Genomic DNA, 25,188 nt, shown 5'->3' with positions numbered 1-25,188 from the left:
CGGTGGTCAGCGGAGCCGGAACGCCTTCATGGCGCGCAGGCTCACCGACATCAGCGCCGCGTACTTCTCGTCCGTCAGTCCGAAGGAAGGGGCGAGCGGCATCAGCCGCTGGTGGGCGACGGTCTGCGCCTCGGTGTACTTGAGGATGCCCTCGGAGCCGTGCCGGCGGCCGAGCCCGGAGTCGCCCATGCCGCCCATCGGCGCCTGGACGCTGCCGTAGCCGGCGGCGTAGCCCTCGTTGACGTTGACGGTGCCGGTGCGCAGCCGGGCGGCGACGGCGCGGCCGCGGCGGCCGTCCTTGGTCCAGACGCTGGAGTTGAGGCCGTAGGTGGTGGCGTTGGCGCGCTCGATCGCCTCGTCCTCGTCGGTGAAGCGGTAGACGGAGACGACGGGGCCGAAGGTCTCCTCGGAGCAGACGGCCATCGGGTCGGCGACGCCGTCCAGGATGGTCGGCTCGTAGAACAGCGGGCCGACGTCGGGGCGGGCGCGGCCGCCGGCGACGACCTTGGCGCCGCGTGCCACGGCGTCGTCCACGTGGCGGCTGACCGTCTCCAGCTGACGGTCGGAGACGAGGGAGCCCATGTCGGCGCCGTAGGCGAGGGCGGTGCCGAGCTTCATGGCTTTCGTGCGGGCGGCGAAGCGCTCCAGGAAGTCGTCGGCGACCGACTCGTGGACGAAGAGGCGCTCGATGGAGATGCAGAGCTGGCCGCTGGAGGAGAAGCAGGCGCGGACGGCTCCCTCGGCGGCCTTGTCCAGATCGGCGTCGCGGAGCACCAGCATGGCGTTCTTGCCGCCCAGTTCGAGCGAGCAGCCGACGAGCCGGGCGGCCGCGCTCTGGGCGACGGTGCGGCCGGTGCGGGTGGAGCCGGTGAAGGAGACGTAGTCGGCGTGCTCGACGACGGCCGGGCCGACCACGGGGCCCTCGCCGATGACGACCTGCCACAGCTGCTCGGGCAGTCCGGCCTCGATCAGCTGCCGCCGGGCCCACAGCGCGGTGAGCGCGGTCTCGGTGTCCGGCTTCATCACGACGGCGTTGCCGGCGGCGAAGGCGGGCAGCGCGTCGCCGACGGAGAGCTCCAGCGGGTAGTTCCACGGGGCGATCTGGCCGACGACGCCGCGCGGCTGGCGCAGCTCGGTGACCTTGGTCAGGACGGGGACGGCGCCGGTGTGCCGCTTGGGCCGCAGGTACGCCGGGCCGCGGCGGCCGTAGTGGCGGGCGGCCATGGCCACGGCCTGCACCTCCTCGTGGGCGTGCATCCGGGCCTTGCCGGTCTCCAGCTGGATGAGGTCGAGAACCTCGTCCTGCCGGGCCAGCACCAGGTCGTGGAAGCGGAGCAGCACTGCGGCCCGCTTCCGCGCGGGGACGGCGGCCCAGGCCCGCTGGGCCTCGCGGGCCCGCTCGAACGCGGAGGCCACGTCCTCGGGGGTGGACTCGGGCAGCTCGGCCAGCCGCTCGCCGGTGAACGGCGTGTGGTTGGCGGTCCGGCCGGAGCCGGTGAGGCCGTCGGTGAGCCGGGCGACGAGTTCGGGGGTCACCACCTCGGCGGCGGTGCGGGTGCCCGCCGGGGCGGTGAAGACCGGGTTGCCGCCGGTCACGTCCGCCGGGGCGGCCGGGACCGGGGTGCCTCCGGTCGTGGCGGGTGCTGCGGTGTCCTGCGGGGTGGCCTGCGTCTCCGTCATGCGGGTGAGGGTATGCCGGTGCGCCTCGTTTGTGTACCCGGCAGTAACACCGATTTCACCGCGGTGGAACGAAAAGATGAGATCGCGCCAGTGATTACTGGCAAATAGGTCCTGGTCAGGGAGTTCTCATGGCCGACCGGTGAGGGAAGTGTGCCCGGGAAAGATCTTGGCGGTGGCCCGGTGCCCGATGGGGACGCCGGGCCACCGCCCTCGCGCTGTCGCTTTCGCCGCCGGCTGCCGCTGCCGCTGCCGCTGCCGCGCTCAGAGTTCCTGGATCTCCAGGTGGCGCACGATCTCGTCGAAGAGCTTCTCGCCCTCCGGGCGCGCGTGCCCCTCGGCGGGCATCCGCACCCGGAGCCGCCAGACGACCTTGTCCGCGTTGACGTAGACGTGCTCCCGGAAGTGCCGGGTGATGTCGTCCTCCCGCGCGCCGTAGTCCCGGAAGGTGGTGAAGACCTGCACCGCCTTCCGCTCCTGCTGGGAGGCCTGGCGCGTGGTGCTGCGGGCTTCCTGCACGGAGTTCTCGGCCCCGGACCCGTAGTACGTCACCAGCTCCTCGGCCGCCTTCTCCGCCGAGTCCGCGTTCGGGGTGTCGCCCGGCTCCCCGGTGTCCTGGTCCCGCCACAGCTCGACGGTGTAGACGCCGCTGGGGTCGGCGAAGGTGACGTACCCCTCCTCGGAGTCGGTGCGCTCGTAGTCGGGCGGCAGGAACAGGGAGGCCTTGACGATCTCGCCCTCCTCCCGGACCCGCCAGTCCTCCGGAGGCCCGTCGGCGGCGAAGGGATTGGCGATGACGAGCACCAGGGCGAGCACCGCCGCCAGCAGTCCGCCGCCCAGGCCGGCCCGGCCGCGGGTGGTGCGGAGCAGGCCGCGCGGTCCGCCGGGGCCGCCCGTCGTCATGGCGCGGGTCTGCGGCAGGGCTGGCGGCTGCGGCGGGCGGGCGACGCTCTCCAGGGTCTGCCGGATCTCGGCCGGCGCGGGGCGCGCCGCCGGGTCCTTCCGCAGCAACTGCATGACGAGGTGGCCGAGCGCGCCCGCCCCGCGCGCCGGCGCGGGCGGCTCGGCGGAGAGCACGGCCTGCAGCGTCGCGGGGGTGTTGGAACGCCGGTACGGGGACATGCCCTCCACCGCCGCGTACAGCAGCACGCCAAGCGACCAGAGGTCGGACTCCGGCCCGGGGAGCTGCCCGAGCACCCGTTCGGGCGCGATGTACTCCGGGGAGCCGAGGAACGCGCCGGTCTCGGTGAGCCGCTGCTCCCCCTCGACCTGCGCGATGCCGAAGTCGGTGAGCACCACCCGGTCGTGCCTCCCCAGCAGGACGTTGTCCGGCTTGACGTCCCGGTGCAGCACCCCCGCCTCGTGCGCGGCGGTCAGCGCGCCGAGCACGGCCAGGCCGATCCGGGCCGCCTCGCGCGGGTCCAGGGTGCCCTCGCCGAGCCGGTCCCCGAGCGACTGGCCGCGGACCAGCTCCATGACGATCCAGGGGCGGCCGTCCTCCACCACGACGTCGTGCACGGTGACGACGGACGGGTGGTCGATGGCGGCCGCGGAGCGGGCCTCGCGCCGCATCCGCTGGTAGACGGTCTGCCGCTCCTGCTCGCTCAACTGGTCGGGAACCCGGGGCTCCTTGACCGCCACATCACGGTCGACCACCTCGTCCCGGGCCCGCCAGACGGTGCCCATGCCGCCGTGGCCGAGCCGGGACAGGAGGCGGTAGCGGCCGCCGATCGTCCGGCCGGGCGCGGGGCCTGCGGTGCCCGCACCGGCTCCGTGCGCAGCCCGGGGCGGCGGGGTGGCGACCACCTCGGTGGGCACGGGCGCCGGGGTTCCGGGTTCCGGGTGCGGGGCCCCGGACGCGGGGGCCGGGGCCCCCGGCGCCGGGTGCGGCGCGAGTGGATGGCGGGGCGCGGGCGCCTGCCGGGCTGCGGGTTCCTGCGCGGACGCCTGGTGGGGCGCGGATGCCTGCGCGGGCTCCTGCGCGGGCTCCTGCCCGGGCTCCTGCTGAGGCGCGGCGCCGGGGCGCGGCGTCCCGGGCGCCCCGTCCTGCCCGGGCGCGGGGGCACCGGCGGGACCGGCGGCGGGCGCGCCCGGAGGCGGGATCAGATAGCTGGTGGGCTCGTCGGCCCGTCCCCCGTCGTTCTTCATGTCCCCATCATGGCCGCCCTCCGGCGCCCGGTTCCAGTCGGGCCACCGGGGCGGTGCAGCACCGTGACACAGCGGACGCCGGGACGGGCGAACCGGCACGGCCCGGAGGAACGGCCCGCGCGGCCGCGGCCCGCGGGCACCCGGCGCGCGGCGGCGCGGCAGCCGCCACACGGGAGCCGGCCCGCGGCCTCCGGCACCCGGCACGGCCTGCCCGGCTACCAGGGTGCGCGCGGGTGTTCGCGTTCGCGGCCCGCCGCCGCCTCCTCGTCCGCCCGCAGGCGCTCCGGCGCCCCGTCGCCGTCCACCGCCGCCGGGCCGGGACCGGCCCCGGCCGGGAGCCGGCCGGCGAGCGGCGGGACGGACGTCTCCGGAAGGGACCGCTCAGAGGCCGGAGCCGACCGGGACGCGGCCTCTGCCGCGAGCCGGCCGCCGACCGGGACCGGCCCGGTCCCGTCGGACGCCCCTGGCGCCCGGGACGCCTCGGACAGCCCGGACACCCCGGATACCCCGGACAGGCGGCTCGGCGCGGAGGGCGCGGCGGAGGGGGAGGCGGAAGCGGAGGCCGAGGGACCGCGTCCCGGTCTCCGTCCGAACCCGGACGGGCCCGCCGTCGGGCGGCCGGAAGCGGACGGTCCGGAAGCCGACGGCCCGCTGCCGGACGGCCCGGGCGACGGGGAGGTGCGGGACGCGCTGGGCGTCGCCGTCGGGCGCGCGGGCCCGCCGCTGCCGCCGCCGTCCCCTTCACCGTCGCCGTCGCCGTCGCCGTCCGCCGTCCCGTCCGGGCGCGAGGTCGAGGTCGGCCGTTCGTCCAGCGGGGTCTCGCCGTTCACCAGCATCGCCAACGCGGCCACGCCCGTGCCGCCGGCCGCCGCGACCATCAGGGCCGCCGCCAGCGCCGTGCGCCCCCGGTGCCTGCTCCCGCGCGGTGGCAGCAGCGGACCGAGCGGCGGCCCGCCGGGGTGGCCGTCCCCCGGGCGGACGCCGTCCGGCGGCGGCCCCGCGTAGCCGGCCCGCGCGGCGGCTTCCGCACCGGCACCGCCGCCCGCCCCGGCACGTCGTCCCCCCTCCGCCCGTGCGAACCGCGGCACCTCCGGCATCCGGCCGGTGCGCAGATACTCCGTCAGCAGCGCCTCGGCCTCGGCCGCGACCATCCGGCGCGCCGGATCGCGCTCCAGCAGCCCGAGGACGGCGGGGAGCAGCGGGCCGGCGGCCTCCGGCGGCCGGATGTCGCCCGCCATGACGGCGTGCAGCACTCCGCCCAGCGAGTCCTGGTGGAACGGGGTGCGGCCGCTGAGCGCCTCGCACAACAGCACGCCCAGCGACCACAGGTCGGACTCCGGGCCCGCCCCGGTGCCCGCCATCCGCTCGGGGGCCGTGTACTCCGGGGAGCCGACGAAGGTGCCGCTCTCGGTGATCGTCGTGCCGCCGTCCATCCGCGCGACGCCGAAGTCCGTCAGCACCACCCGCCCCGCCGCGGCCTCCAGCACGACGTTGGCGGGTTTGAGGTCCCGGTGCAGCACACCGTGCCGGTGCGCCTCGCGGAGCGCGCCCAGCAGGGCGATCCCGATCCGGGCGGCCTCGCGCGGCGGTACGGGGCCCTCGGCGGCGATCCGGTCGGCGAGTGACTGACCGACAATCAACTCCATGACGATCCATGGCCGTTCGTCCTCCTCCACCACGTCGTGCACGACGACCACACTGGGATGCCGCAGTTGCGCGAGCGTACGGGCCTCGCGCAGCGTGCGCTCCCGCTGCGACCGCGCGTCGCTCTCCGGGAGCCCCTCGCCGACGTGGACCTCCTTCACGGCGACGTGCCGCCTGAGCAGTTCATCGGTGGCGCGCCACACGGTCCCCATGCCGCCCCGGCCGAGCCGGAAGTCCAGGCGGTAGCGGCCGGCGATGAGTGGGCTCTCCGCCCCGAAGCTCCCCATGACGCCCATGGTGCCCCAGGTTTTCGGGCGATCCGAGGGTGTTCGCCCGCCGGTTCCGTTTAAACTTCCCGGCCGGGAACGTCTTTCGGCCAGACCTCGGCACTGCCGGACTGCGCCCCGCGCCGCCCGGCCGGGGCCCGCCGCCCGGCCCGGCCGTTCAGTCCGTGGGGCGGTAGGTGGCGGTCGCCTGCTCGAAGAAGCGGGCCACTTCCTGTTTGTCCGCGATCGGTCCGGAGACCAGGACGAGGTGGTAGCGGCCGTCGATGATCATCGCCAGATTGCGGGTGTGAATCTGCCGGTCGGCGTCGTCCCGCCAGTTGAAGACCCCCTCGGCCATGGAGGTCTGCCCGACCTCGATCCGCCGCAGCCCGGAGGCCGAGGACCACTGCGACTCCCGGAACGGGGCCAACTCCCGTTCGGCATCCTGCTGATAGGCCATCGGGTCGCTGCCGAACTCCTCCACGGTGTCCCGCCCCGGAACGACGGTCAGCTCGAAGTCGCCTTTTCCGTAGCGGACCTGGCCGAGGGCATTGCCACCACGCCGCTCCCAGCTCTCGTGCACGGCGATCCGGAAGCCCTCCGGGTCGGTGCGGAGTTCGAAGCCCTTGGCGAGACCGGCACTGTCGCCCGAGCCGTCCTGCTCTTTCTCGCTCTCCTTCTCGTTCTCCTTGTCGCTTCCGTTTCCGCCCTGCTCGCCGTCACCGTCGCCCGCGGTGTCCCGCTCCCCCTCACCGGGGGAGGCGTCGGCGGAGGGGGCCGCGCTCGGGGCTCCGGCCGTGCCGGCGCGGCCGGTGGAGCCGCCCGCCGTGTCCCCGGCGCGGGGCATGAAGAGCATCGCGTAGGCGACGGCACCGGCCAGCGCCAGCAGGATCAGCAGAAGCAGCAGCCGTCCCAGACGGCGCGGACCGTGCCGGTGCTCCTTCGCCCGCTTGTGCCGGCCGTGCACCACGGCCCCGCCGCCGCGGCGCCGGCGCACCAGTTCGCCCCGGCGGCGTATCACCGGCAGCCGCCGCGGGTCGGCGTCCGCACCGGGGCCCAGGGAGGGGACGGTGACCGTGCGCGCGCCGACATCCGGCTCCGGGGCCGTACGGATGAGCGACCGCAGCCAGCCGCGCAGCTCCTCGAACTCCGGGCGCTCGGTGGGGTCCTGGCGCAGCAGCGACTCGACGACGGGACGCAGCGCGCCGCACTCCTCGGCGAACGCGGGCGCCTCGGTGCAGACGAGCTGCACCAGCTCGGCCGCGTTCTCCTCGGGGTAGGGCGCGTGTCCCTGCACCGCGCGGAAGAGCAGCGCGCCGACGGCCCACAGGTCGGTTGCGGGGCCGATGGGCGGTGCGAGCTGCCAGTTGGCGTGCACGGGACCGGCCTGTTCGGGCGCCCAGCGCTCGGTGACGGCGCCGACGACGAGGATGCGGGCCTGGCGGGCCCGCTCGGCGGCCAGCGGGGTGCCGGGGCCGCGCTGGTACCGGCCGGCCGCCGGGCCGTCCCCGGGCGTCTCGTCCCAGCCTCCGGTGGACGGGGCGGCGTACCGGTCGGCACGGGGCGGGGCGCCGTCACGGCCGGCGGACGGGGTGCGGCCGGCGGACGGGGTGCGGCCGGCAGACTGCTGCCCGGGCACGGCGGGCCGGTGCTCGCCCGCGGGGCCACCGGCCGGTGCCGTACCGCCGGGCCGTTCGCCGCTCTCCCGGCGGACCGGCTCGACAGCCCCGGGACGCCGGACCTGTGCGACGGCACCGGTGTGATGCGGCGGCCGGCCGGCGGCGCCGTACGCAGGCGGGCCCTGCGGAGGCCCGGCTTCCCGGTCGTACGGTCCCGGTGAGCCGTACCCACCGGGCGAGCGGCCGGGGCCGTGGCCGCCGGAGCGGTCATCCGGCTCCGTGGCGCCGGACCGCCGGTCGGCGTCGGTGCCGCTTGCGGCCCCCGTGCGCCGGGCGGGCTCGTCGTCCGGCCGCCAGGGCGTCTCCACCGCACCGGACCGGCCCGACTGCTCGCCGGAGTACGGCTGTTGGGGCCCTCCGGGGCGTCCGGACTCCCGGGACGGCTCCAGTTCCCCGGACCGCCCCGGATACCGGGGTTGTTCCGCGCGACGGCCTGTTCCTGGGGGAAGCTCGGGGCCGCCGATGGGCCGGTCGGCGGGCGGCAGGGAGGCCGGCGTCCGGCCCGGGCGGTCCGTGCCCCCGGCCTCGCGGTCCGGCTCGCCGCCGTCACCGGAGGGGCGTCCGGCCGGGTCCGGGCGTCCGCCCCCGCCCTGCTTCCCGCCGCCGGGAGAGCCGGGAGAGCCGGGGGGCATGCCCGGTCGGCCGGGCCGCCCCGTACTGCCGTGCCAGCTCGACTCCGCCGGCACCGGGGCCTCGGGCAGTCCGCCCCAGCGCGGCGCGGAGGGGCCGGCGGGCCCCGGGGCGGATTCCGCACCCGGCCAACGGGGTTCAGCGGAACCGGAGTCGTCGGCTCCGGGCGCGGTGGAGCCGGGCACAAGACCACCCGGCACGGCGGGACCGGATACGGCGGAGCCCGGCACCGCAGGACCGGGCGCGGCACCGCCCGGCACGGAAGGACCGAGGGCTGCGGGGCCCGGCGCGGAAAAACCCGGCACCGCGGGACCGGGCACGGTGCCGCCCGGCGCGGAAGAACCGGATGCGGTGCCGCCGGGCAGAGCCGGGCCGAGGGCGGGGCCGGGCACGGCGGGCCCCAGGAGGCGGCCCGGAAGCGCGGGCCCCGGAAGACCCGGTGCCGTGCCGTTCCCCTCCCCGGTACGGGGCCCGCCGGGCCGGGCGGCGGGGTCCTCGGACGGTCCGGGCAGCCCGGGCTCGCCGGTGCGGTCTCCGGCCGGGCCCGGCAGCGCGGACAGCGGACGGACCCGGGGCTGGTCGGCGGGCCGGATCTGGGCCCGGGCCGCGGCCCGGGCACCCGCCGAGTAGGCGGCGATCGCACGGGATCGGGGCTGCCTGCCGTCAGGGGCGGGCCGGTCCGCGGGCGCGTCCGGGCCGGGGTTCTGCCTCTGCCCGCGGCCGGCCGGGCCGGGCTCCTGCTCCGGTCCGTGGCCGGACGGGGCCGGGGACGGGGACGGGGGCGGGCGCCGGAAGGCGCGGTGCGGATCGGGGTCCTGCCAAGGGCCGGAACCGGTGTGCGGGGCACGCCCCGGGGCCTCGTGCCCCGGGCCGGCCGGGCCGGCCGGGCCCGCCGTGCCCCCGGGGCCGTGCGGCGAACTGGAGCCGTCGCCGGGGTACCGGCCGGAACCGCCGTCGTCATAAGGGCCGTTGATCTGTGCGTGTGCGGTGCCCGGCTCACCGCCGCCGGGACCCGGACCGTCCGAACCGTCCGGGCCGCCCCCGAAGCCGCCCGGACCACCACCGAAGCCGCCCGGCTCACCCGGGCTGCCCGGACTGCCCTGCCTGCCCGGACCGCCGAAGCCATCGCTCCGGCCGCCCCGACCGCCGTCGAAGCCGCCCCGGTCCTCCCCGCCGAAACCACCCGGCCCGCCCGAACCGCCCGGACCGTCCGGGCCACCCGGGCCACCCGGGCCACCCGGGCCACCCGGACTGTCGAAGTCTCCGCCCGGAGCCCCCGGCTCGCCCGGACCGCCGAAGTCTCGGCCCGGACCGCCCGGACCGCCCGGACCGCCCGGCCCGCCCTCCGGGGGCGGGGTCGGGTCGTAGCCGCAGAGCGCTTCCTCCGCCGCGCCGGACGCCAGTCCCGTCAGCATGGCCCGGCCGTCCTCGCAGACGAGCACCGTGCGGGCGGTGATGTTGCGGTGGATCCAGCCCTGGGCGTGCAACGCCGACAGGGCGGTCAGGACGTCGGCCGCGACCTCCGCCGCGCGATGCGGGGAGAGCGTGCGGTCGGCGAGCAGCTCGGCCAGCGGCCGGCCGGCCACCAGCTCGCTGACGATCCACAGACCGCCGCCCTCGGCGAATACGTCGAACACCTGGTCGTAGCGCGGGTGATCCGGGACCGCCGCCGCGGCCCGCGCGGCCGCGAGGGCGCGCCGCACCGCCGGGTCACCGGCACCGCGTGCCGGGCCGCCGGGCGCGCCGGGCCCGTAACGGCCGTCGTCGCCGACGATCTCGGCCTCGACGGTCTCCGGCAGGGGTATGTGCCGGATCAGGACTTCCTGGCCACTGTAGGTGTCGAAGGCGCGGGTCTCGGCGGCGTCGAACGTCTCGTCGGCGGTTCGGGGCAGGCGGTACCGGCCGGCCAGCACCCGGCCCGCGTAGTCCTCCACGACGCCTCCCCAAGCGCGCGTTCCGCATCCACCCGGAACAGTCAACCCTGTCCGCCCACCGACCCGTTGCGGCTGCGTAGCGTCCGCACCGTTTCACGATACGTGCCCCGGCGGGGCGGTGCGGAGCGGACGGCGTAACCGGTTTCCGCACCCGGCGCGGAGCGGGCCCGGGGCACGGGCCGAGCGGGCGCGCGCACCGCTCGCGCGCCGCTCGCGCACCGCTCGCGCGCCGCTCGCGCACCGCTCGCGCGCCGCCGTCACACCGCCCCGCGCGCGCCGTTCCCGCCGGCCCCGCCGCGTCCGGACGTTCAGTCCACGGGCTTGAACGTCCGGAACGCCGTCTCGCGCAGCGTGGTGCACTCCTTGCCGTCCCACTCGTCCGCCACGCACGTGATCATGATCGAGTAGGCATGGCCGTCGTCCACCTTGAAGCCGCGGTTGAGCACCCGCACCCGCTCACCGCTCCGGGTGTACTCGAACTCCCAGTCGGCGACCGTCGGATAGTCCCGGTACTCCGCGCTGTCGATGCCCCGCGACGAGTATCCGGGGAACGATCCGCGCGACGCCTGCTCCTGGGCGCGCCAGGCCGCGACCGCGTCGTCCTTCGGCTGGGAGCTGAAGTCGACCTGTATCCGCGGCACTCCGCCGGACTCGCTGTAGACGCCGCCGGAGTTCTGGCCCGCTATCCGCGTCAGCTTCCAGTTCTCGGGCATGGCCATGGAGAAGCGGAAGCGCTTGTCGGTCCTGGTCGCGTAGCCCTCGGGGATCTCGTCCGCGTCTCCGGCATCCTTGCCGCCGTCCTTGCCGCTCTCGCCGTCCTGTCCGCCGTCCTTGCCGGCGGAGCCTTCGCCGTCCGGCTTCCCCTCGCCCTGGCCGTCATGCGCGTCGCCCGAGGGTTCGGCCGACGGCCCGGCGTCCTTGCCGGCGTCCGCGGAGTCGTCCTTGCCGCCGCCGGTACCCCCGGCGGCCGCCTTGTCGCCCTTGGCGCCGCCCGCGGATCCGCCGTCGTCGCCGTCGAGGGTGAAGGCCAGCACCACGCCGAGCACGGCGAGGACCACCACACCCGCGACGAGAGCCAGCACTCGTCTCGGCACGACGTCCGTGAGCGCGGCCGTGACGGGCCGCCGGCTGCCGGTGCCCGTCACCGCCGAGGGCGAGGCGTTGACGGCGGTGGCCGGGGTGGAGGACGGGCCGGAGGCGGCGGCCGGTGCGCCGGAGGACGGCTCCGCCGGCGCGGACGCCGGGGAGGATGACGGGGAGGACGACGCCGAGGCCGCGGCGCCCGCGGCCGCCGCGGCCCGTACCGAGCGCAGCGCGGCGCGCACCCGCCCCTCCTTGGTGCCGCGGCCGTCGGTCCCCGGCGCGGAGTCCGCCGGGGAGCCCGCGGAGGAGCCCGCCCCGGAGTCCGTCCGGGCCTTCCCGCCGTCCCCGGGCGCTCCGCCCGGCGACGGCTCCGGCTTGCGTCCGCCTCCCTTTCCGGTCCCGCTCCCCTTCCCGCTCCCGCTCCCGGTCGCGGAGGCACCGGCCGCGGCGGCACCGGCCGCGCCCGCGCCGCCGGCCTTCCCCGCCTTCGCGCCGGACGACTCCCCCGGCACCGCCATCGTCCTGGTCTTCGCGACCCGCTGGGATTCGTCGGTCTCCGCGAGCACCTTGGTGAGCAGCGCCCGCGCGCCCGCGTCGTCGAGGCGCCGGCCCGGGTCCTTCTCCAGCAGGCCGTAGATGACGTCCGCCAGCGGCCCCGCGTGCTCCGGCGGGGGCACCGGCTCCGTCATCACGGCCGTCAGCGTGGCGAGCCCGTTGCCCTTGTCGTACGGCGGCACGCCCTCCACGCACGCGTACAGCAGTCCGCCGAGCGACCACAGGTCGGCGGGCGGGCCGGGCTTGTGGCCGCGGGCCCGCTCGGGCGAGATGTACGAGGGGGCGCCGACGAGCATGCCGGTCGAGGTGACCGACGGGTCGCCCTCGACCTGCGCGATGCCGAAGTCGGTGAGCACCACCCGGCTGTCGTCGCCGGAGATCAGCACATTGGACGGCTTCACGTCGCGGTGCAGGATGCCCTCGCGGTGCGCGGCGCGCAGCACGTCGAGGACGGCGAGTCCGACCTCGGCGGCCCGGCGCGGGGAGAGCCGGCCCTTGTCGCGGATGACCTCGGCGAGCGAGGAGCCCTCGATCAGCTCCATGACGATCCAGGGGCGGTCGTCCTCGTCGACGACGTCGTAGACGGTGATGCCGCCCTGGGCGCGGATCCGGGCGATGGCCTTCGCCTCGCGCAGGGTCCGGGTGATCAGCCGGCGCTTCTCGTCCTCGTCGACGGCCGACGGGAAACGCAGTTCCTTGACCGCGACCTGACGCCCCAGCGTCTCGTCGACCGCGCGCCAGACCGTGCCCATGCCGCCGCGCCCCAGCACCTCGCCCAGCCGGTAGCGGCCGGCCAGGATCCGTCCGGTGGCGCCCTGTGTCTGCTCCGGCTCCGACATGTGTCCCCTCAGCGCTGCGATGTCCAGGCGGTGGCGCCGAGTTGGCAGTGGCTCACCGCGCCTCTGTCGCAACCGCGGTGGTCCGCCCCGGCAGAGTCTCCATTCTCCCCCATGCCCCGCCATGCCCATGCCCGGGGTCCGGCGCCTCATGCCCCGCGCTGACGCCTCGCGCCGCCGCAGGTCATCATGGGCGCGTACACGGAGCGGAGCCGGGAGGGAGGCCGGAGTTGCCGGTTCGCGGAGTGCGCCCGCGCCCGCTGGTCTGGGTGGTGGGGGTCCTGTGCGCGGCCCTGCTGGCGGGGTGCGCGCTACCGTCCGGCCAGTACGGCACGGCGGGCGCGGCGGCGAGACGCCAGATGGCCCGGACGGACCGGCTGGCGGCGGCCGTCGAACGGCTGGCCGACGCGGCGGACGCCCCGGGCGCCGCCGCGTACACCCGCGAGGGCGGCCGGGCCCGGTTCGCCACGGCGGGGGTCGCGGACCGGCGCAGCGACCGGCGGATCGGCCCGGCCGACCGCTTCCGCGCGGGCAGCGTCACCAAGGTGTTCATCGCCACCGTGGTGCTCCAGTTGCGTGCCGAGGGCGCCCTGCGCCTCTCCGACCCGGTGGAGAGATATCTGCCCGGCCTGCTGCGCGGACGGGGCTACGACGGCACGCGCGTCACGCTCCGTCAGCTGCTCACCCACACCAGCGGGCTCTTCGACTACGTACGCGATCCGCGGCTCGCGGCGGAGTCCTTCGGCCCGGGCTTCAGCACACACCGCTACGACACCCGCTCGCCCCGCGAACTGGTGCGCGCGGCGCTGCGGCACCGGCCGTACTTCGCGCCCGGCACCGGCTACCGCTACTCCAACACCGACTACATCCTGCTGGGGCTGGTCGTGGAGCGCGTCACCGGCCGCCCGTACGCCCGTGCGGTGGAGGAGCGAATCATCCGGCCGCTGGACCTCAGCGGCACGTCCTTCCCCGGCACCCGGCACGCACTGCCGCGCCCGCACGGCCGGGCCTATTCGGCGGCGGCCGCGCCCGGCGGCTCCCGCTCCGGCGCGCTGGTGGACGTGACGGAGCTGAACCCCTCGACGGCCGGCGCCGCCGGCGAGATGGTCTCCACCCTCGGCGACCTGGACCGCTTCCTCCGCGCGCTGCTGCGCGGCGAACTGCTGCCCGAGCCGGAGCTGCGCCGCATGCGGGACACCTCGGTGACCCACGGCCGGTACGGCTACGGGCTCTTCCCGGAGCGGCTGCCGTGCGGGGTGACGGTGTGGGGGCACAACGGCAGCATCAGCGGCTCGTACGTACGGATCACCGCCACCGCCGGGGGCGGCCGGGTGCTCGGGTACCGGGTCAACACCGACGAGGTGGGGGACGCGGAGGCCGAACGGCGGCTGCTGAACGCGGCGTTCTGCGGCCGCGGGTGACGGGAGCCGGGGCCTGCCCCGGCCCGGGCGTCCGTCCCGGCCGGGTCACTGCCCGTACCGACCCCGGCTCCGCACGGCGGCCGCTCCGGCCTGAACACCACTCAGCTCAGCGGCGGCCCGGCACAGCCGGCTCAGCCCGGCCCGGCACAGCCCGGCCCGGCGCGACTGAGCGCAGCACGACTCAGCTCAGCGGCACGATGTCGGGCGCTCCCAGCCGGGCCGCGTCCGCCGTCTGGTCGTCCGGCTGGCGCTGCGACTCCCGTTCGGCCTCCACCCGCTTCTCGTAGTGCTCGACCTCCTTCTCGATCTGGCCCTCGTCCCAGCCGAGCACGGGGGCCATCAGCTCGGCGCACTCCCGCGCGCTGCGCGTGCCGCGGTCGAAGGTCTCGATGGAGATGCGGGTGCGCCGGGTGAGCACGTCGTCCAGGTGCCGGGCGCCCTCGTGGGAGGCGCCGTAGACGATCTCAGCGCGCAGGTAGTCGTCGGCACAGGCCAGCGGTTCGCCCAGCGACGGCTGCTCCTCGACGAGCCGGAAGACCTCCTCCGCCAGCGCCCCGTACCGGTTGAGCAGGTGTTCGACGCGGACGACGTGCAGGCCGGTGCGCGCCGCGAGCCGGTTGCGCGCGTTCCACATCGCCCGGTAGCCCTCGGCGCCGACCAGCCGGATGTCCTCGGTGACGCACTCCGCGACGCGCTGGTCCAGCCCGTGCACCGCCTCGTCCACCGCGTCCTTGGCCATCACCCGGTACGTCGTGTACTTTCCGCCGGCGACGACGACCAGCCCCGGCACCGGGTGCGCGACGGTGTGCTCCCGGGACAGCTTGCTCGTCGCGTCGGACTCGCCGGCCAGCAGCGGGCGCAGCCCGGCGTAGACGCCCTCCACGTCGTCCCGTGTGAGCGGCACCGCCAGCACCGAGTTGACGCGCTCCAGCAGGTAGTCGATGTCGGCGCTGGAGGCGGCCGGGTGGGCCTTGTCCAGGTCCCAGTCGGTGTCCGTGGTGCCGACGATCCAGTGCCGTCCCCAGGGGATGACGAAGAGGACGCTCTTCTCGGTGCGCAGGATCAGCCCGGTGGTGGAGTGGATGCGGTCCTTGGGCACCACCAGGTGGATGCCCTTGGAGGCGCGGACCTTGAACTGCCCGCGCTCGGCGATGAGCCCCTGGGTGTCGTCCGTCCAGACGCCGGTGGCGTTGACGACCTGACGGGCCCGGATCTCGTACTCGCCGCCGGCCTCCACGTCCCGCACCCGGGCGCCCACGACGCGTTCGCCCTCGCGCAGGAAGCCGATGACGCGGGCGCGGTTGGCGACGTCGGCGCCGTAGGCGGCGGCGGTGCGGACCAGGGTGGCCACGAAGCGGGCGTCGTCCACCTGCGCGTCGTAGTACTGCAACGCCCCGACCAGGGACTCCTTCCTGAGCGCGGGGGCCACCCGCAGGGCCCGGCCGCGGCTGAGGTGGCGGTGCACCGGCAGGCCGCGGCCGTGCCCGGAGGAGACGGACATGGCGTCGTACATCGCCACGCCCGCGCCGGCGTACCAGCGTTCGAAGCCCTTGCGGCGCAGCGGGTAGAGGAACGGCACCGGCTTGACGAGGTGCGGGGCGAGCCGTTCCAGCAGCAGGCCGCGCTCCTTCAGCGCCTCCCGGACGAGCGCGAAGTCGAGCATCTCCAGATAGCGCAGCCCGCCGTGGATCAGTTTGCTGGACCGGCTGGAGGTGCCGGAGGCCCAGTCCCGGCCCTCGACCAGGCCGGTGGACAGTCCGCGGGTGGCGGCGTCCAGGGCGGTGCCCGCGCCGACCACTCCCCCGCCCACCACCAGAATGTCGAGTTCGTGTTCGGCCATCCGGGCGAGTGCCTCGGCACGCTCGGCCGGTCCCAGTGTCGCTGTCCTCACCGCTGCCTCCCGTCGTGGTCGGGTCGCGCGTTCCCCTCTCAGCGATTCTCACCGCCCGGCGGGCACGCAACCCTGGGCGTCCCCACACGGCAACACCGGACCGTGGCGACGCGGGCAATACTCCCTATCAGCAATATGTCTGTTTAGCCTTACATAGATCCATCAAGACGCGCCCCGGGAAGGACGGCCCCCAGCCATGCCCGCAGACCTCGCCGTCCTCGGTCTCGGCCCGCTGGGCCTCCCTCTCGCCCGGGCCGCCGCGGGGGCCGGCATCGCCACCGTCGGATACGACACCGACAGCGGCCGCGCCGACGGCCTCATGGCCGGCCGGCCGCCCGCGGACGGCTCGCTCACCGCCGCCGGGCTGCGCCGGATGCTCTCCGCCGGCTTCCGCGCCACCACCGACCCGGCCGGACTCGGCCGGGTCCGCACCGCCGTCATCTGCGCCCCCACGCCGCTCGGCGAGGACTCCGCGCTCGATCTGCGCGCCGTCGGCCGGGCCGCCCGCACCCTCGCCCCCCATCTGCGGCCCCGCAGCACCGTGTTGCTGGAATCGACCGTGTACCCGGGCACCACGGAGGAATACCTCCGCCCGCTGCTGGAGGAGGGGTCCGGGCTGCGCGCCGGCCACGACTTCCACCTCGCCTACTCGCCCAGCCGCCTCGACCCGGGCAACCGCGCCTTCGGCTGCGCCAACACCCCCAAGGTCGTCGGCGGTCTGACCTCCGCCTGCACCGAGGCGGCCGCCGCCTTCTACGGCAGGATCACCGACCGCGTGGTCCGCGCCCGCGGCCCGCGCGAGGCCGAGACCGTCAAGGTCCTGGAGACCAACTACCGGCACGTCAACATCGCGCTGGCCAACGAGATGGCGGTCTTCTGCCACGACATCGGCGTCGACCTGTGGGACGTCATCCGCTGCGCCGAGACCAAGCCGTTCGGCTTCCAGGCCTTCCGGCCGGGGCCCGGGGCGGGCGGCCACGGCGTCCCCGTCGACCCCACCTACCTGGCGCACCGGCGGCGCAGCCTCGGCTATCCGCTGCGGATGGTGGAGCTCGCCAAGGAGGTCAACGACCGGATGCCCCGCTACGTGGTGCAGCGCTGCGCGATCCTCCTCAACGAGCACGGCAAGTCCGCCCGCGGCGCCCGGGTGCTGCTGCTCGGCGTCACGTACAAGCCGGACACCGGCGACCGGACCGGCTCGCCCGCCGGCGAAATCGCCGCGCGGCTCATGGAGTTGGGGGCCCGGATCGGCTACCACGATCCGCATGTGCCGCAGTGGAGCGTCCTGGGCCGCCCGGTGCCCCGGGCCGGCTTCCCCTACGAGGCCGCGGCCGACGCCGATCTGACGGTGCTGCTCCAGCCGCACCGCTTCTACGATCTGCAAGGGCTGTCGGTGAAGGCGCGGTTGCTGCTGGACACCCGCGGCGCGATCCCGGCGGGCACGGCGCACCGCCTCTGACCGCGGCGCCCGCCCGCCTCCGCGGTGTACCGGACAGGTCCCAGCCTTGTCACGGACATGGAAAACACCTGCCGGGCCGGCGGCGGGGGCTGTTAGCCTCAGGGCGCTTTCCGGCCGTCGGACAAGCTTCCCGCCTTTCCCAGAACTTCATCACGGGGGATCCATGAGCACCGAGCCCTGGCAGCAACAGCAGCCCGGCCAGAACCCTTACGCCCAGCAGCCCCAGCCGGGTGCCCCGCAGCAGGGCGTGCCCCCGCAGGGCGGCTACGGCTACCCGCCCCAGCAGCCGCAGCCGGGCGGCGCGCCCGGCGGCATGCCCGGCGGTTTCCCGCCGCCCCCGCCGCCCGCCGGGCGGAGCGGCAACGTGGCCCTCGCGATCGTCGCGGCGGTCGTCCTCATGCTCGTCGGCTCGGCGATCTACGGCCTCATCCTCAAAGAGGCCGAGATGCAGATCGGTTACATCGCCGTCGGTGTCGGCGCCCTGATCGGCCTGGCGCTCGGCAAGCTGGGCGGCCACAACCCGGTCCTGCCGTTCGTGGGCATCGTTCTCGGCCTGCTGGGGGTCTACCTCGGCCAGGTGTTCGGCGTGGCCATGGCCTTCGCCGACTTCCCGGGCGCCCCGGGCTTCTTCGAGGTCCTCACCCAGCACTTCGGTGACATCAACCAGGCGCTGAAGGAGAACCTGGAGGCCATCGACTACCTCTTCTACGCCCTCTCCGGCGCGGCGGGCTTCAGCCTCACCAAGAAGTTCAGCTGACCCACCCGGGAACCGGAGCGCACGCCCCGGCACCCCACGGCATCATCCCGAAGGCCCGGACCAGTGACTGGTCCGGGCCTTCGGGGTGTGCACCATCGGCGGCCGGGCCCGGCCGCCCGCGCGTTCAGCGGTCGTGGCGCGAGGGCGCGACCGTCACCTCGACCCGCTGGAACTCCTTGAGGTCGGAGTAGCCGGTGGTGGCCATCGCCCGGCGCAGCGCGCCGAAGAAGTTCATCGAGCCGTCCGGGGTGTGCGAGGGGCCCAGCAGGATCTCCTCGGTGGAGCCGACCGTGCCGAGGTTCATGACCTTGCCGCGCGGCACGTCCTCGTGGACGGCCTCCATGCCCCAGTGGTGGCCGCGGCCCGGGGCGTCCTCCGCCCGTGCCAGCGGGGAGCCCATCATCACCGCGTCCGCGCCGCAGGCCACGGCCTTCGGCAGATCGCCGCTCCAGCCCACGCCGCCGTCCGCGATGACATGGACGTAGCGGCCGCCGGACTCGTCGAGGTAGTCCCGGCGGGCGGCGGCCACGTCGGCGACCGCGGTGGCCATCGGCACCTGGATGCCGAGCGTGTTGCGGGTGGTGTGCGCGGCGCCGCCGCCGAAGCCCACCAGCACACCGGCCGCGCCGGTCCGCATCAGGTGCAGCGCGGCCGTGTACGTGGCGCAGCCGCCGACGATCACCGGCACGTCGAGCTCGTAGATGAACTGCTTGAGGTTGAGCGGCTCGGCGGCCCCCGACACGTGCTCGGCGGAGACCGTCGTGCCGCGGATGACGAAGATGTCGACGCCCGCGTCCACCACGGCCTTGGAGAACTGCGCGGTGCGCTGCGGGGAGAGCGCGGCGGCGGTGATGACGCCGGAGTCGCGCACCTCCTTGATCCGCTGCCCGATCAGCTCCTCGCGGATCGGGGCCGCGTAGATCTCCTGCATCCGGCGGGTGGCGGTGCGCTCGTCCAGCTCCGCGATCTCGGCGAGCAGCGGCTCCGGGTCGTCGTAGCGGGTCCACAGCCCTTCGAGGTTGAGCACGCCCAGGCCGCCCAGCTCGCCGATCCGGATGGCGGTGGCCGGGGAGACCACCGAGTCCATCGGGGCGGCAAGGAACGGCAGCTCGAACCGGTAGGCGTCGATCTGCCAGGCGATCGAGACCTCCTTCGGGTCGCGGGTGCGCCGGCTCGGCACCACGGCGATGTCGTCGAACGCGTACGCCCTCCGGCCGCGCTTGCCGCGCCCGATCTCGATCTCAGTCACAATTGGCCCTTCCCAGTTCGGTCTGCCGTCCCAGTATCGCCGACCCCGTGCGGGCGCCGGTGAGCGGCAGCGGTTACCGGCGGCTGTAGTTCGGGGCCTCGCTGACCATCTGCACGTCGTGCGGGTGGCTCTCCTTGAGACCGGCCGCCGTGATCCGCACGAAGCGGCCCTTGGCCTTCAGCTCGGGGACGTCCGCCGAGCCGACGTACCCCATGGAGGCGCGGAGTCCGCCGATGAGCTGGTGGGCCACCGAGCCGAGCGGGCCGCGGTAGGGCACCTGGCCCTCGATGCCCTCGGGGACGAGCTTGTCCTCGGAGAGCACGTTGTCCTGGAAGTAGCGGTCCTTGGAATACGAACGGGCCTGGCCGCGCGACTGCATGGCGCCCAGGGAGCCCATGCCCCGGTAGGACTTGAACTGCTTGCCGTTGATGAAGACCATCTCGCCCGGCGACTCCTCGCAGCCCGCGAGCAGGCTGCCCAGCATCACGGAGTCGGCGCCGGCCGCGATGGCCTTGGCGATGTCGCCGCTGTACTGGAGGCCGCCGTCACCGATCAGTGGGACGCCGGCCGGGCCGCAGGCGCGCGCGGCCTCGTGGATCGCGGTGACCTGGGGGACGCCGATGCCGGCGACCACGCGCGTGGTGCAGATGGAGCCGGGGCCGACGCCGACCTTCACGCCGTCCACGCCCGCGTCGATCAGCGCCTGGGCACCGTCGCGGGTGGCGACATTGCCGCCGACCACATCGATCTCGACGTTCGACTTGATCTTGGCGATCATGTCGAGGATGCCGCGGCTGTGGCCGTGCGCGCTGTCCACGACCAGGAAGTCGGCGCCGGCCTCGACCAGGGCCTGCGCACGGTCGTACGCCTCGTCGCCGACGCCCACCGCGGCCCCGACGATCAGCCGGCCCTCGGCGTCCTTCGCGGCGTGCGGGTACTGCTCGGCCTTGACGAAGTCCTTGACGGTGATGAGGCCCTTGAGGATGCCCGCCGCGTCCACCAGCGGCAGCTTCTCGATCTTGTGCCGGCGGAGCAGCTCCATGGCGTCCGCGCGGGAGATCCCGACGGTGCCGGTGACCAGCGGCATCGGGGTCATGACCTCGCGGACCCGGCGGCTGCGGTCCATCTCGAAGGCCATGTCGCGGTTGGTGACGATGCCGAGCAGCTTGCCGGCGGGGTCCGTGACCGGCACCCCGCTGATCCGGAACTTGGCGCAGAGGGCGTCGGCGTCGTGGAGGGTGGCGTCGGGGCGGACGGTGATCGGGTCCGTCACCATGCCGGACTCCGAGCGCTTCACCAGGTCGACCTGGTTGGCCTGGTCCTCGATGGAGAGGTTGCGGTGCAGCACGCCCACGCCGCCCTGCCGGGCCATGGCGATGGCCATCCGGGACTCGGTGACCTTGTCCATCGCGGCGGAGACCAGCGGGATGTTGACCCGGACGTTGCGCGAGACGCGGGACGAGGTGTCGACCGCGTTCGGGAGCACCTCGGAGGCACCCGGCAGCAGGAGCACATCGTCGTATGTCAGCCCGAGCATCGCGAATTTCTCGGGCGTTCCGTCGACGTTGTCAGTCATGACACCTTCCCCAGTGCTCTTGCCCAGCAGTGCTCTTGCCCAGCGCGGATTCCCCATGCTAACGGGCCCCGGAAGATCCCCGTCCCGCCGCCGGAACCCCCCGCGGGCAGCCCCCGCGGCAGCCCCGTGCGGCGTGCGGCGTCCACGGCAGCGAGTACGGACGGCGCCGCCGCGCCGTTCGCCCGGCCGCCGTTCCTACTGCTCGGCCAGGGCCCGCAGACGGCTCAGCGCACGGTGCTGGGCGACCCGTACGGCCCCCGGCGACATGCCGAGCAGATGCCCGGTCTCCTCGGCCGTCAGCCCGACGGCGACCCGCAGCAGCACCAGCTCGCGCTGGTGGTGCGGGAGGTTCGCGAGGAGCTTCTTGGCCCATTCGGCGTCGCTGCTCAGCAGCGCCCGCTCCTCCGGGCCCAGGGAGTCGTCCGGCTGCTCCGGCATCTGGTCCGAGGGCACGGCCGTGGAGCCGGGCCCGCGCATCGCGGCCCGCTGCAGGTCGGCGACCTTGTGCTGGGCGATGGCGAAGACGAAGGCCTCGAAGGGCCGGCCGGTGTCGCGGTACCGGGGCAGCGCGCACAGCACCGCCAGGCAGACCTCCTGCGCCAGGTCGTCGACGAAGTGCCGGGCGTCGCCGGGCAGCCGCGAGAGCCGGGTGCGGCAGTAGCGCAGCGCGAGCGGGTGCACCTGGGCGAGGAGATCACCGGTGGCCCGTTCGTCACCGTCGGCCGCGCGCCGGACGAGTGCGCCGATCCCCCCCGGGCCTCCGGCCACGGGGGAACCCGGCTTCTCGGTGTCACGCATCGGTCCATGGTGCCTTGGCCCCGGACCGTGCGGCGCACCGCCTCCGCACTTGTGCACCGAAGCGTTATGAGCAGGTGCGCCGGCTGTCATGTCGCGCGCCCTCCCCCCGACCGAGCCGTCCCCGAGGAAGTTCATGTCTCCAAGGATGCGGCAGCCCGCGCGAAACCGGGATGTGACTCCCCTCGCCCCGCGTTCCGGCGGTGCGCCGCCTCGCCCGCCGGGGACGGGCGAGGACCGTCGTTCCCCCGCTGTGGCGCACTAGCGAACCAGGCCCCAGCGGAAGCCGAGGGCGACGGCGTGGGCGCGGTCGGAGGCTCCCAGCTTCTTGAACAGCCGGCGGGCGTGGGTCTTGACCGTGTCCTCGGAGAGGAACAGCTCACGGCCGATCTCGGCGTTGGAGCGGCCGTGGCTCATGCCCTCCAGCACCTGGATCTCGCGGGCGGTGAGGGTGGGGGCGGCGCCCATCTCGGCCGAGCGCAGCCGGCGCGGGGCCAGCCGCCAGGTGGGGTCGGCGAGCGCCTGGGTGACGGTGGCCCGCAGCTCGGCGCGGGAGGCGTCCTTGTGCAGATAGCCCCGGGCGCCGGCGGCCACCGCGAGGGCGACGCCGTCGAGGTCCTCGGCGACCGTGAGCATGATGATCCGGGCGCCGGGGTCGGCCGAGAGCAGCCGGCGCACGGTCTCGACGCCGCCGAGGCCGGGCATCCGGACGTCCATCAGGATCAGGTCCGAACGGTCGGCGCCCCAGCGGCGGAGGACTTCCTCGCCGTTGGCGGCCGTCGTCACGCGCTCGACGCCGGGCACGGTGGCTACCGCCCGGCGCAGCGCCTCTCGGGCAAGCGGGGAGTCGTCGCAGACGAGGACGGATGTCATGGCCGCCCTCCGCAGCTGATGCGCGTCACCTTGAGCCTCCAGGCTGTACGTAGTCGTCACCTGGGCGGCGGCCGCGGGCCGGGCACCGCCCGGCTGTTCGCGGCGTCAACCGCCTCCGCACTTTCAACGATGGTCACCCGAAAGAGTTACGGGCCCCGGCCCCCGGCTCCGGCCGGGGGCTCCGGACGGACTATGCCCTATTTGGTGGCATTGATACCGCTTTGCTGACGAGTGTGGCTAGATTTTCCATGAGTAATATTTTCAGGTGGTTACACATCGAACGTGCGGTCGTGGGCACTCACGAACGCGCGGTCGCGGGCACCTCCGGCCGTGGCCACCCCGGCCCTCACGCCATACCGGTACCTCCCGAGGAGACGAGCCATGGCAGATTTCTCCCGCCTTCCCGGACCCAACGCCGATCTGTGGGACTGGCAGCTGCTGGCCGCCTGCCGCGGGGTCGACAGCTCGCTCTTCTTCCACCCGGAGGGCGAACGCGGGGCGGCCCGGAGCGCGCGGGAGAACTCGGCCAAGGAGGTCTGCATGCGCTGCCCCGTCCGCTCCCAGTGCGCGGCGCACGCGCTGACGGTGCGGGAGCCGTACGGCGTGTGGGGCGGCCTGACCGAGGACGAACGGGAGGAACTGATGGGCCGGGCCCGCAGCCGGCTCGTCCCCTCCGGACAGGCGCCCGGGTACCAGGAGCAGGCCCGGTGACCACGGGCCGCCGGCGGGCCCGGGCGGGCCGACGCGCCGGCCGCCGTGGTTGACCGGGACGGACCGGGGCAGCCGAACTTCATGACGACGCGCACGACAGACGAGCGGACGGTGCGGCCTCACCCCGTCCGACGGCACGAGCGCGGGCACGAGCGCGGGCACGGACGCGGGTACGGGCGGCCGCTCCCCTCCGTACCCATGCGCCTTCTCTCCGTGAACACCGGCCGCCCGCGCCCCTCCGGCCGGGACCAGCGGCTCACCGGCATCGGCAAGCGGCCCGCCGCGGGACCGGTGGCCGTGGCGGCGCCCGACCCCCGGGGCCCGGGCGGCAGCGGGCTCGCCGGGGACGCGGTGTGCGACCGGCGCTTCCACGGCGGCGAGCACCAGGCGGTGTACGCCTACGCCCGCGAGGACCTGGACCGCTGGGAGGCCGAACTCGGCGCCACGCTCCCGGGCGGCGTCTTCGGCGAGAACCTGACCACCACCGGGGTGGACGTCAACGCCGCCCTCATCGGCGAGCGCTGGCGGGTCGGCCCGGACCTCGTGCTGGAGGTCAGCGGCACGCGCGTCCCCTGCCGCACCTTCGCCGGACATCTGGGCGGCGCCGGGCTGCTGCCGACGGCGGACGGCCGGGGCTGGATCAAGACCTTCATGCGGGCCGCCGTCCCGGGCGCGTATTTCCGGGTCCTCCGGCCGGGTTCCATCCGGGCCGGGGACACCGTCACCGTCGAGCACCGGCCGGACCACGAGGTCACGGTCTCCTTTCTCTTCCGGGCCCTGACCCTCGAACCCGGGCTGCTTCCGCGCATCCTCGCCGCGGGCGACGCCCTGCACCCGGAGTCCCGCGAGACAGCCCTGCGGCGGGCCGCCGTCCGCTGACCGGGCCGGGCCACGCGCCGCCCCGCGCCGCGCGCTTCGGGTGGGTCTGCGCCAAATGGACACGGCCGCACAGCAGTTGACGGCCGCGGCCCCCGGCCCGGGGGCCCGGGGGCCCATCAGGCCGACTTCGCGGGGCGGTACTCCCCCAACCCCCGGGCGGTGGAAGCGGAAGCCGGGGACCCGGAAGGTGAGGAGCGGCACGGCGGCCGTCGACGGCGCCGGATACCGTGCGCGTATGACGACTGCGTTGATTACGGGAGCCACGGCGGGCATCGGTGCGGCCTTCGCCCGGCGGCTCGCCGCCGACGGCCACCATCTGGTGCTGGTGGCGCGCGACGAGAAGCGGCTCCGCGAACAGGCCACCGAGTTGCACGACCGGCACGGCATCGAGGTGGACGTCCTGTCCGCCGACCTCTCAACCGAGGAGGGGATCGAGGCGGTGGGGACCCGGCTGGAGGACCGGAAGCACCCGGTCGACCTGCTGGTCAACAACGCCGGGTTCGGCAACCGCGGCTCCTTCCTCGACGTGCCCGTGGAGGACGAGCTGACCATGCTCAAGGTCCACTGCGAGGCGGTGCTGCGCCTGACGTACACGGCCGTCGCCGGGATGCGGAACCGGGGCCGGGGCGGTGTGATCAACGTGGCGTCCGTGGCGGCGTTCGTCCCGCGCGGGACGTACGGCGCCAGCAAGGCGTGGGTCGTGCAGTTCACCCAGGGCGTGGCCCACGATCTCGCCGGGTCGGGGGTGCGGCTGATGGCCCTGTGCCCCGGCTTCGTGCGGACGGAGTTCCACGAGCGGGCCGGCATGGGGACGGACAACATCCCCGGCTGGATGTGGCTGGACGCGGACCGGCTGGTCGAGGCCGCGATAAAGGACCTGGAACGCGGCAAGTCGCTGAGCGTTCCGGACCCCCGCTACAAGACCCTCACGGGACTGCTGAAGCTCGCGCCGCGCAACATGCTGGGCGGGATCAGCTCCCGTACGGGACGCAAGTACGGCCCGCGGTGACGGCTGCGCCGCACCCGGAACCCCGGGACGGAGCAAGGGCGTTACGCGCCCGGGGCCGTGAGCCCGCGGCCGGGTCCCCCCGGCCTCCCGGACCGCCGAAGCCGGCGCCCCCAGCG

The 25,188-nt window shown here is 75.2% G+C and carries 16 protein-coding genes; 6 read left to right on the top strand and 10 right to left on the bottom strand.

Translation table 11 applies throughout. The features are described 5' to 3' along the window. Positions 1–6: 6 nt before the first annotated feature. The 5 genes from IF83_RS0104210 to IF83_RS0104185 form a co-directional block, all read right to left on the bottom strand. Positions 7–1,680, bottom strand: coding sequence for a succinic semialdehyde dehydrogenase (locus IF83_RS0104210; protein ID WP_030542636.1), 1,674 nt, complete (start codon positions 1,678–1,680; stop codon positions 7–9). Between the two features lie 261 nt (positions 1,681–1,941). Continuing rightward, on the bottom strand, positions 1,942–3,825 hold the full coding sequence (locus IF83_RS0104205; RefSeq protein ID WP_051722437.1) for a serine/threonine-protein kinase: 1,884 nt from the start codon (positions 3,823–3,825) through the stop codon (positions 1,942–1,944). Between the two features lie 215 nt (positions 3,826–4,040). Then, entirely contained in the window at positions 4,041–5,756 is a 1,716-nt protein-coding gene (locus tag IF83_RS0104200) for a serine/threonine-protein kinase (protein WP_078843170.1), read from the bottom strand. Positions 5,757–5,913: 157 nt separating this feature from the next. Beyond that, positions 5,914–9,978: a protein kinase gene (locus tag IF83_RS29835; protein WP_051722436.1), complete on the bottom strand. Its 4,065-nt coding sequence runs from the start codon at positions 9,976–9,978 to the stop codon at positions 5,914–5,916. 308 nt (positions 9,979–10,286) lie between these two features. Further along, positions 10,287–12,455, bottom strand: coding sequence for a serine/threonine-protein kinase (locus IF83_RS0104185; RefSeq protein ID WP_030542633.1), 2,169 nt, complete (start codon positions 12,453–12,455; stop codon positions 10,287–10,289). A 227-nt stretch (positions 12,456–12,682) separates the two neighbouring features. Here IF83_RS0104185 and IF83_RS29830 point away from each other — a divergent pair, with 227 nt between their 5' ends. Continuing rightward, positions 12,683–13,873 carry a serine hydrolase domain-containing protein gene (locus IF83_RS29830; protein ID WP_244176820.1) on the top strand — a complete coding sequence of 397 codons (1,191 nt, stop codon included), beginning with the start codon at positions 12,683–12,685 and terminating at the stop codon, positions 13,871–13,873. Between the two features lie 181 nt (positions 13,874–14,054). Here the strand turns inward: IF83_RS29830 and IF83_RS0104175 are convergent, their stop codons facing one another. Further along, entirely contained in the window at positions 14,055–15,764 is a 1,710-nt protein-coding gene (locus IF83_RS0104175; protein WP_030542631.1) for a glycerol-3-phosphate dehydrogenase/oxidase, read from the bottom strand. A gap of 196 nt (positions 15,765–15,960) precedes the next feature. Here IF83_RS0104175 and IF83_RS0104170 point away from each other — a divergent pair, with 196 nt between their 5' ends. Both IF83_RS0104170 and IF83_RS0104165 read left to right on the top strand, forming a co-directional pair. Then, a complete protein-coding gene (locus IF83_RS0104170) occupies positions 15,961–17,223 on the top strand; it encodes a nucleotide sugar dehydrogenase (RefSeq protein ID WP_030542630.1) in 1,263 nt (420 codons plus the stop codon). A 163-nt stretch (positions 17,224–17,386) separates the two neighbouring features. Next, positions 17,387–17,980 (top strand): hypothetical protein, encoded by a 594-nt coding sequence (locus tag IF83_RS0104165; protein WP_030542629.1) that lies wholly within the window; start codon positions 17,387–17,389, stop codon positions 17,978–17,980. A gap of 124 nt (positions 17,981–18,104) precedes the next feature. Here IF83_RS0104165 and IF83_RS0104160 read toward each other — a convergent pair whose 3' ends face one another. From IF83_RS0104160 to IF83_RS0104145, 4 genes are all read right to left on the bottom strand, one after another. After that, positions 18,105–19,229 (bottom strand): GuaB3 family IMP dehydrogenase-related protein, encoded by a 1,125-nt coding sequence (locus tag IF83_RS0104160; RefSeq protein WP_030542628.1) that lies wholly within the window; start codon positions 19,227–19,229, stop codon positions 18,105–18,107. Positions 19,230–19,302: 73 nt separating this feature from the next. Then, complete coding sequence (gene guaB / locus IF83_RS0104155) at positions 19,303–20,805, bottom strand: IMP dehydrogenase (RefSeq protein ID WP_030542627.1); 1,503 nt, start codon at positions 20,803–20,805, stop codon at positions 19,303–19,305. A gap of 195 nt (positions 20,806–21,000) precedes the next feature. Further along, positions 21,001–21,603, bottom strand: coding sequence for a sigma-70 family RNA polymerase sigma factor (locus tag IF83_RS0104150; protein ID WP_051722434.1), 603 nt, complete (start codon positions 21,601–21,603; stop codon positions 21,001–21,003). A 258-nt stretch (positions 21,604–21,861) separates the two neighbouring features. Next, a complete protein-coding gene (locus IF83_RS0104145; protein ID WP_003948568.1) occupies positions 21,862–22,473 on the bottom strand; it encodes a response regulator transcription factor in 612 nt (203 codons plus the stop codon). Positions 22,474–22,854: 381 nt separating this feature from the next. On the opposite strand from IF83_RS0104145, the gene IF83_RS0104135 reads away from it, so the two are divergent. The 3 genes from IF83_RS0104135 to IF83_RS0104125 all read left to right on the top strand — a co-directional run bounded on the left by IF83_RS0104135 (position 22,855) and on the right by IF83_RS0104125 (position 25,072). Further along, positions 22,855–23,184, top strand: coding sequence for a WhiB family transcriptional regulator (locus IF83_RS0104135; RefSeq protein WP_030542625.1), 330 nt, complete (start codon positions 22,855–22,857; stop codon positions 23,182–23,184). A 198-nt stretch (positions 23,185–23,382) separates the two neighbouring features. Further along, a complete protein-coding gene (locus tag IF83_RS0104130) occupies positions 23,383–24,063 on the top strand; it encodes an MOSC domain-containing protein (protein ID WP_030542624.1) in 681 nt (226 codons plus the stop codon). A 235-nt stretch (positions 24,064–24,298) separates the two neighbouring features. Beyond that, positions 24,299–25,072 (top strand): SDR family NAD(P)-dependent oxidoreductase, encoded by a 774-nt coding sequence (locus IF83_RS0104125; protein WP_030542623.1) that lies wholly within the window; start codon positions 24,299–24,301, stop codon positions 25,070–25,072. Positions 25,073–25,188 lie beyond the last annotated feature (116 nt).

This window comes from Streptomyces albus subsp. albus (assembly GCF_000719865.1).
Lineage (GTDB): Bacteria > Actinomycetota > Actinomycetes > Streptomycetales > Streptomycetaceae > Streptomyces > Streptomyces albus_E.
Note: the sequence above shows the minus strand (reverse complement) of the source record. Positions and strands in the feature narration are given on the sequence as shown.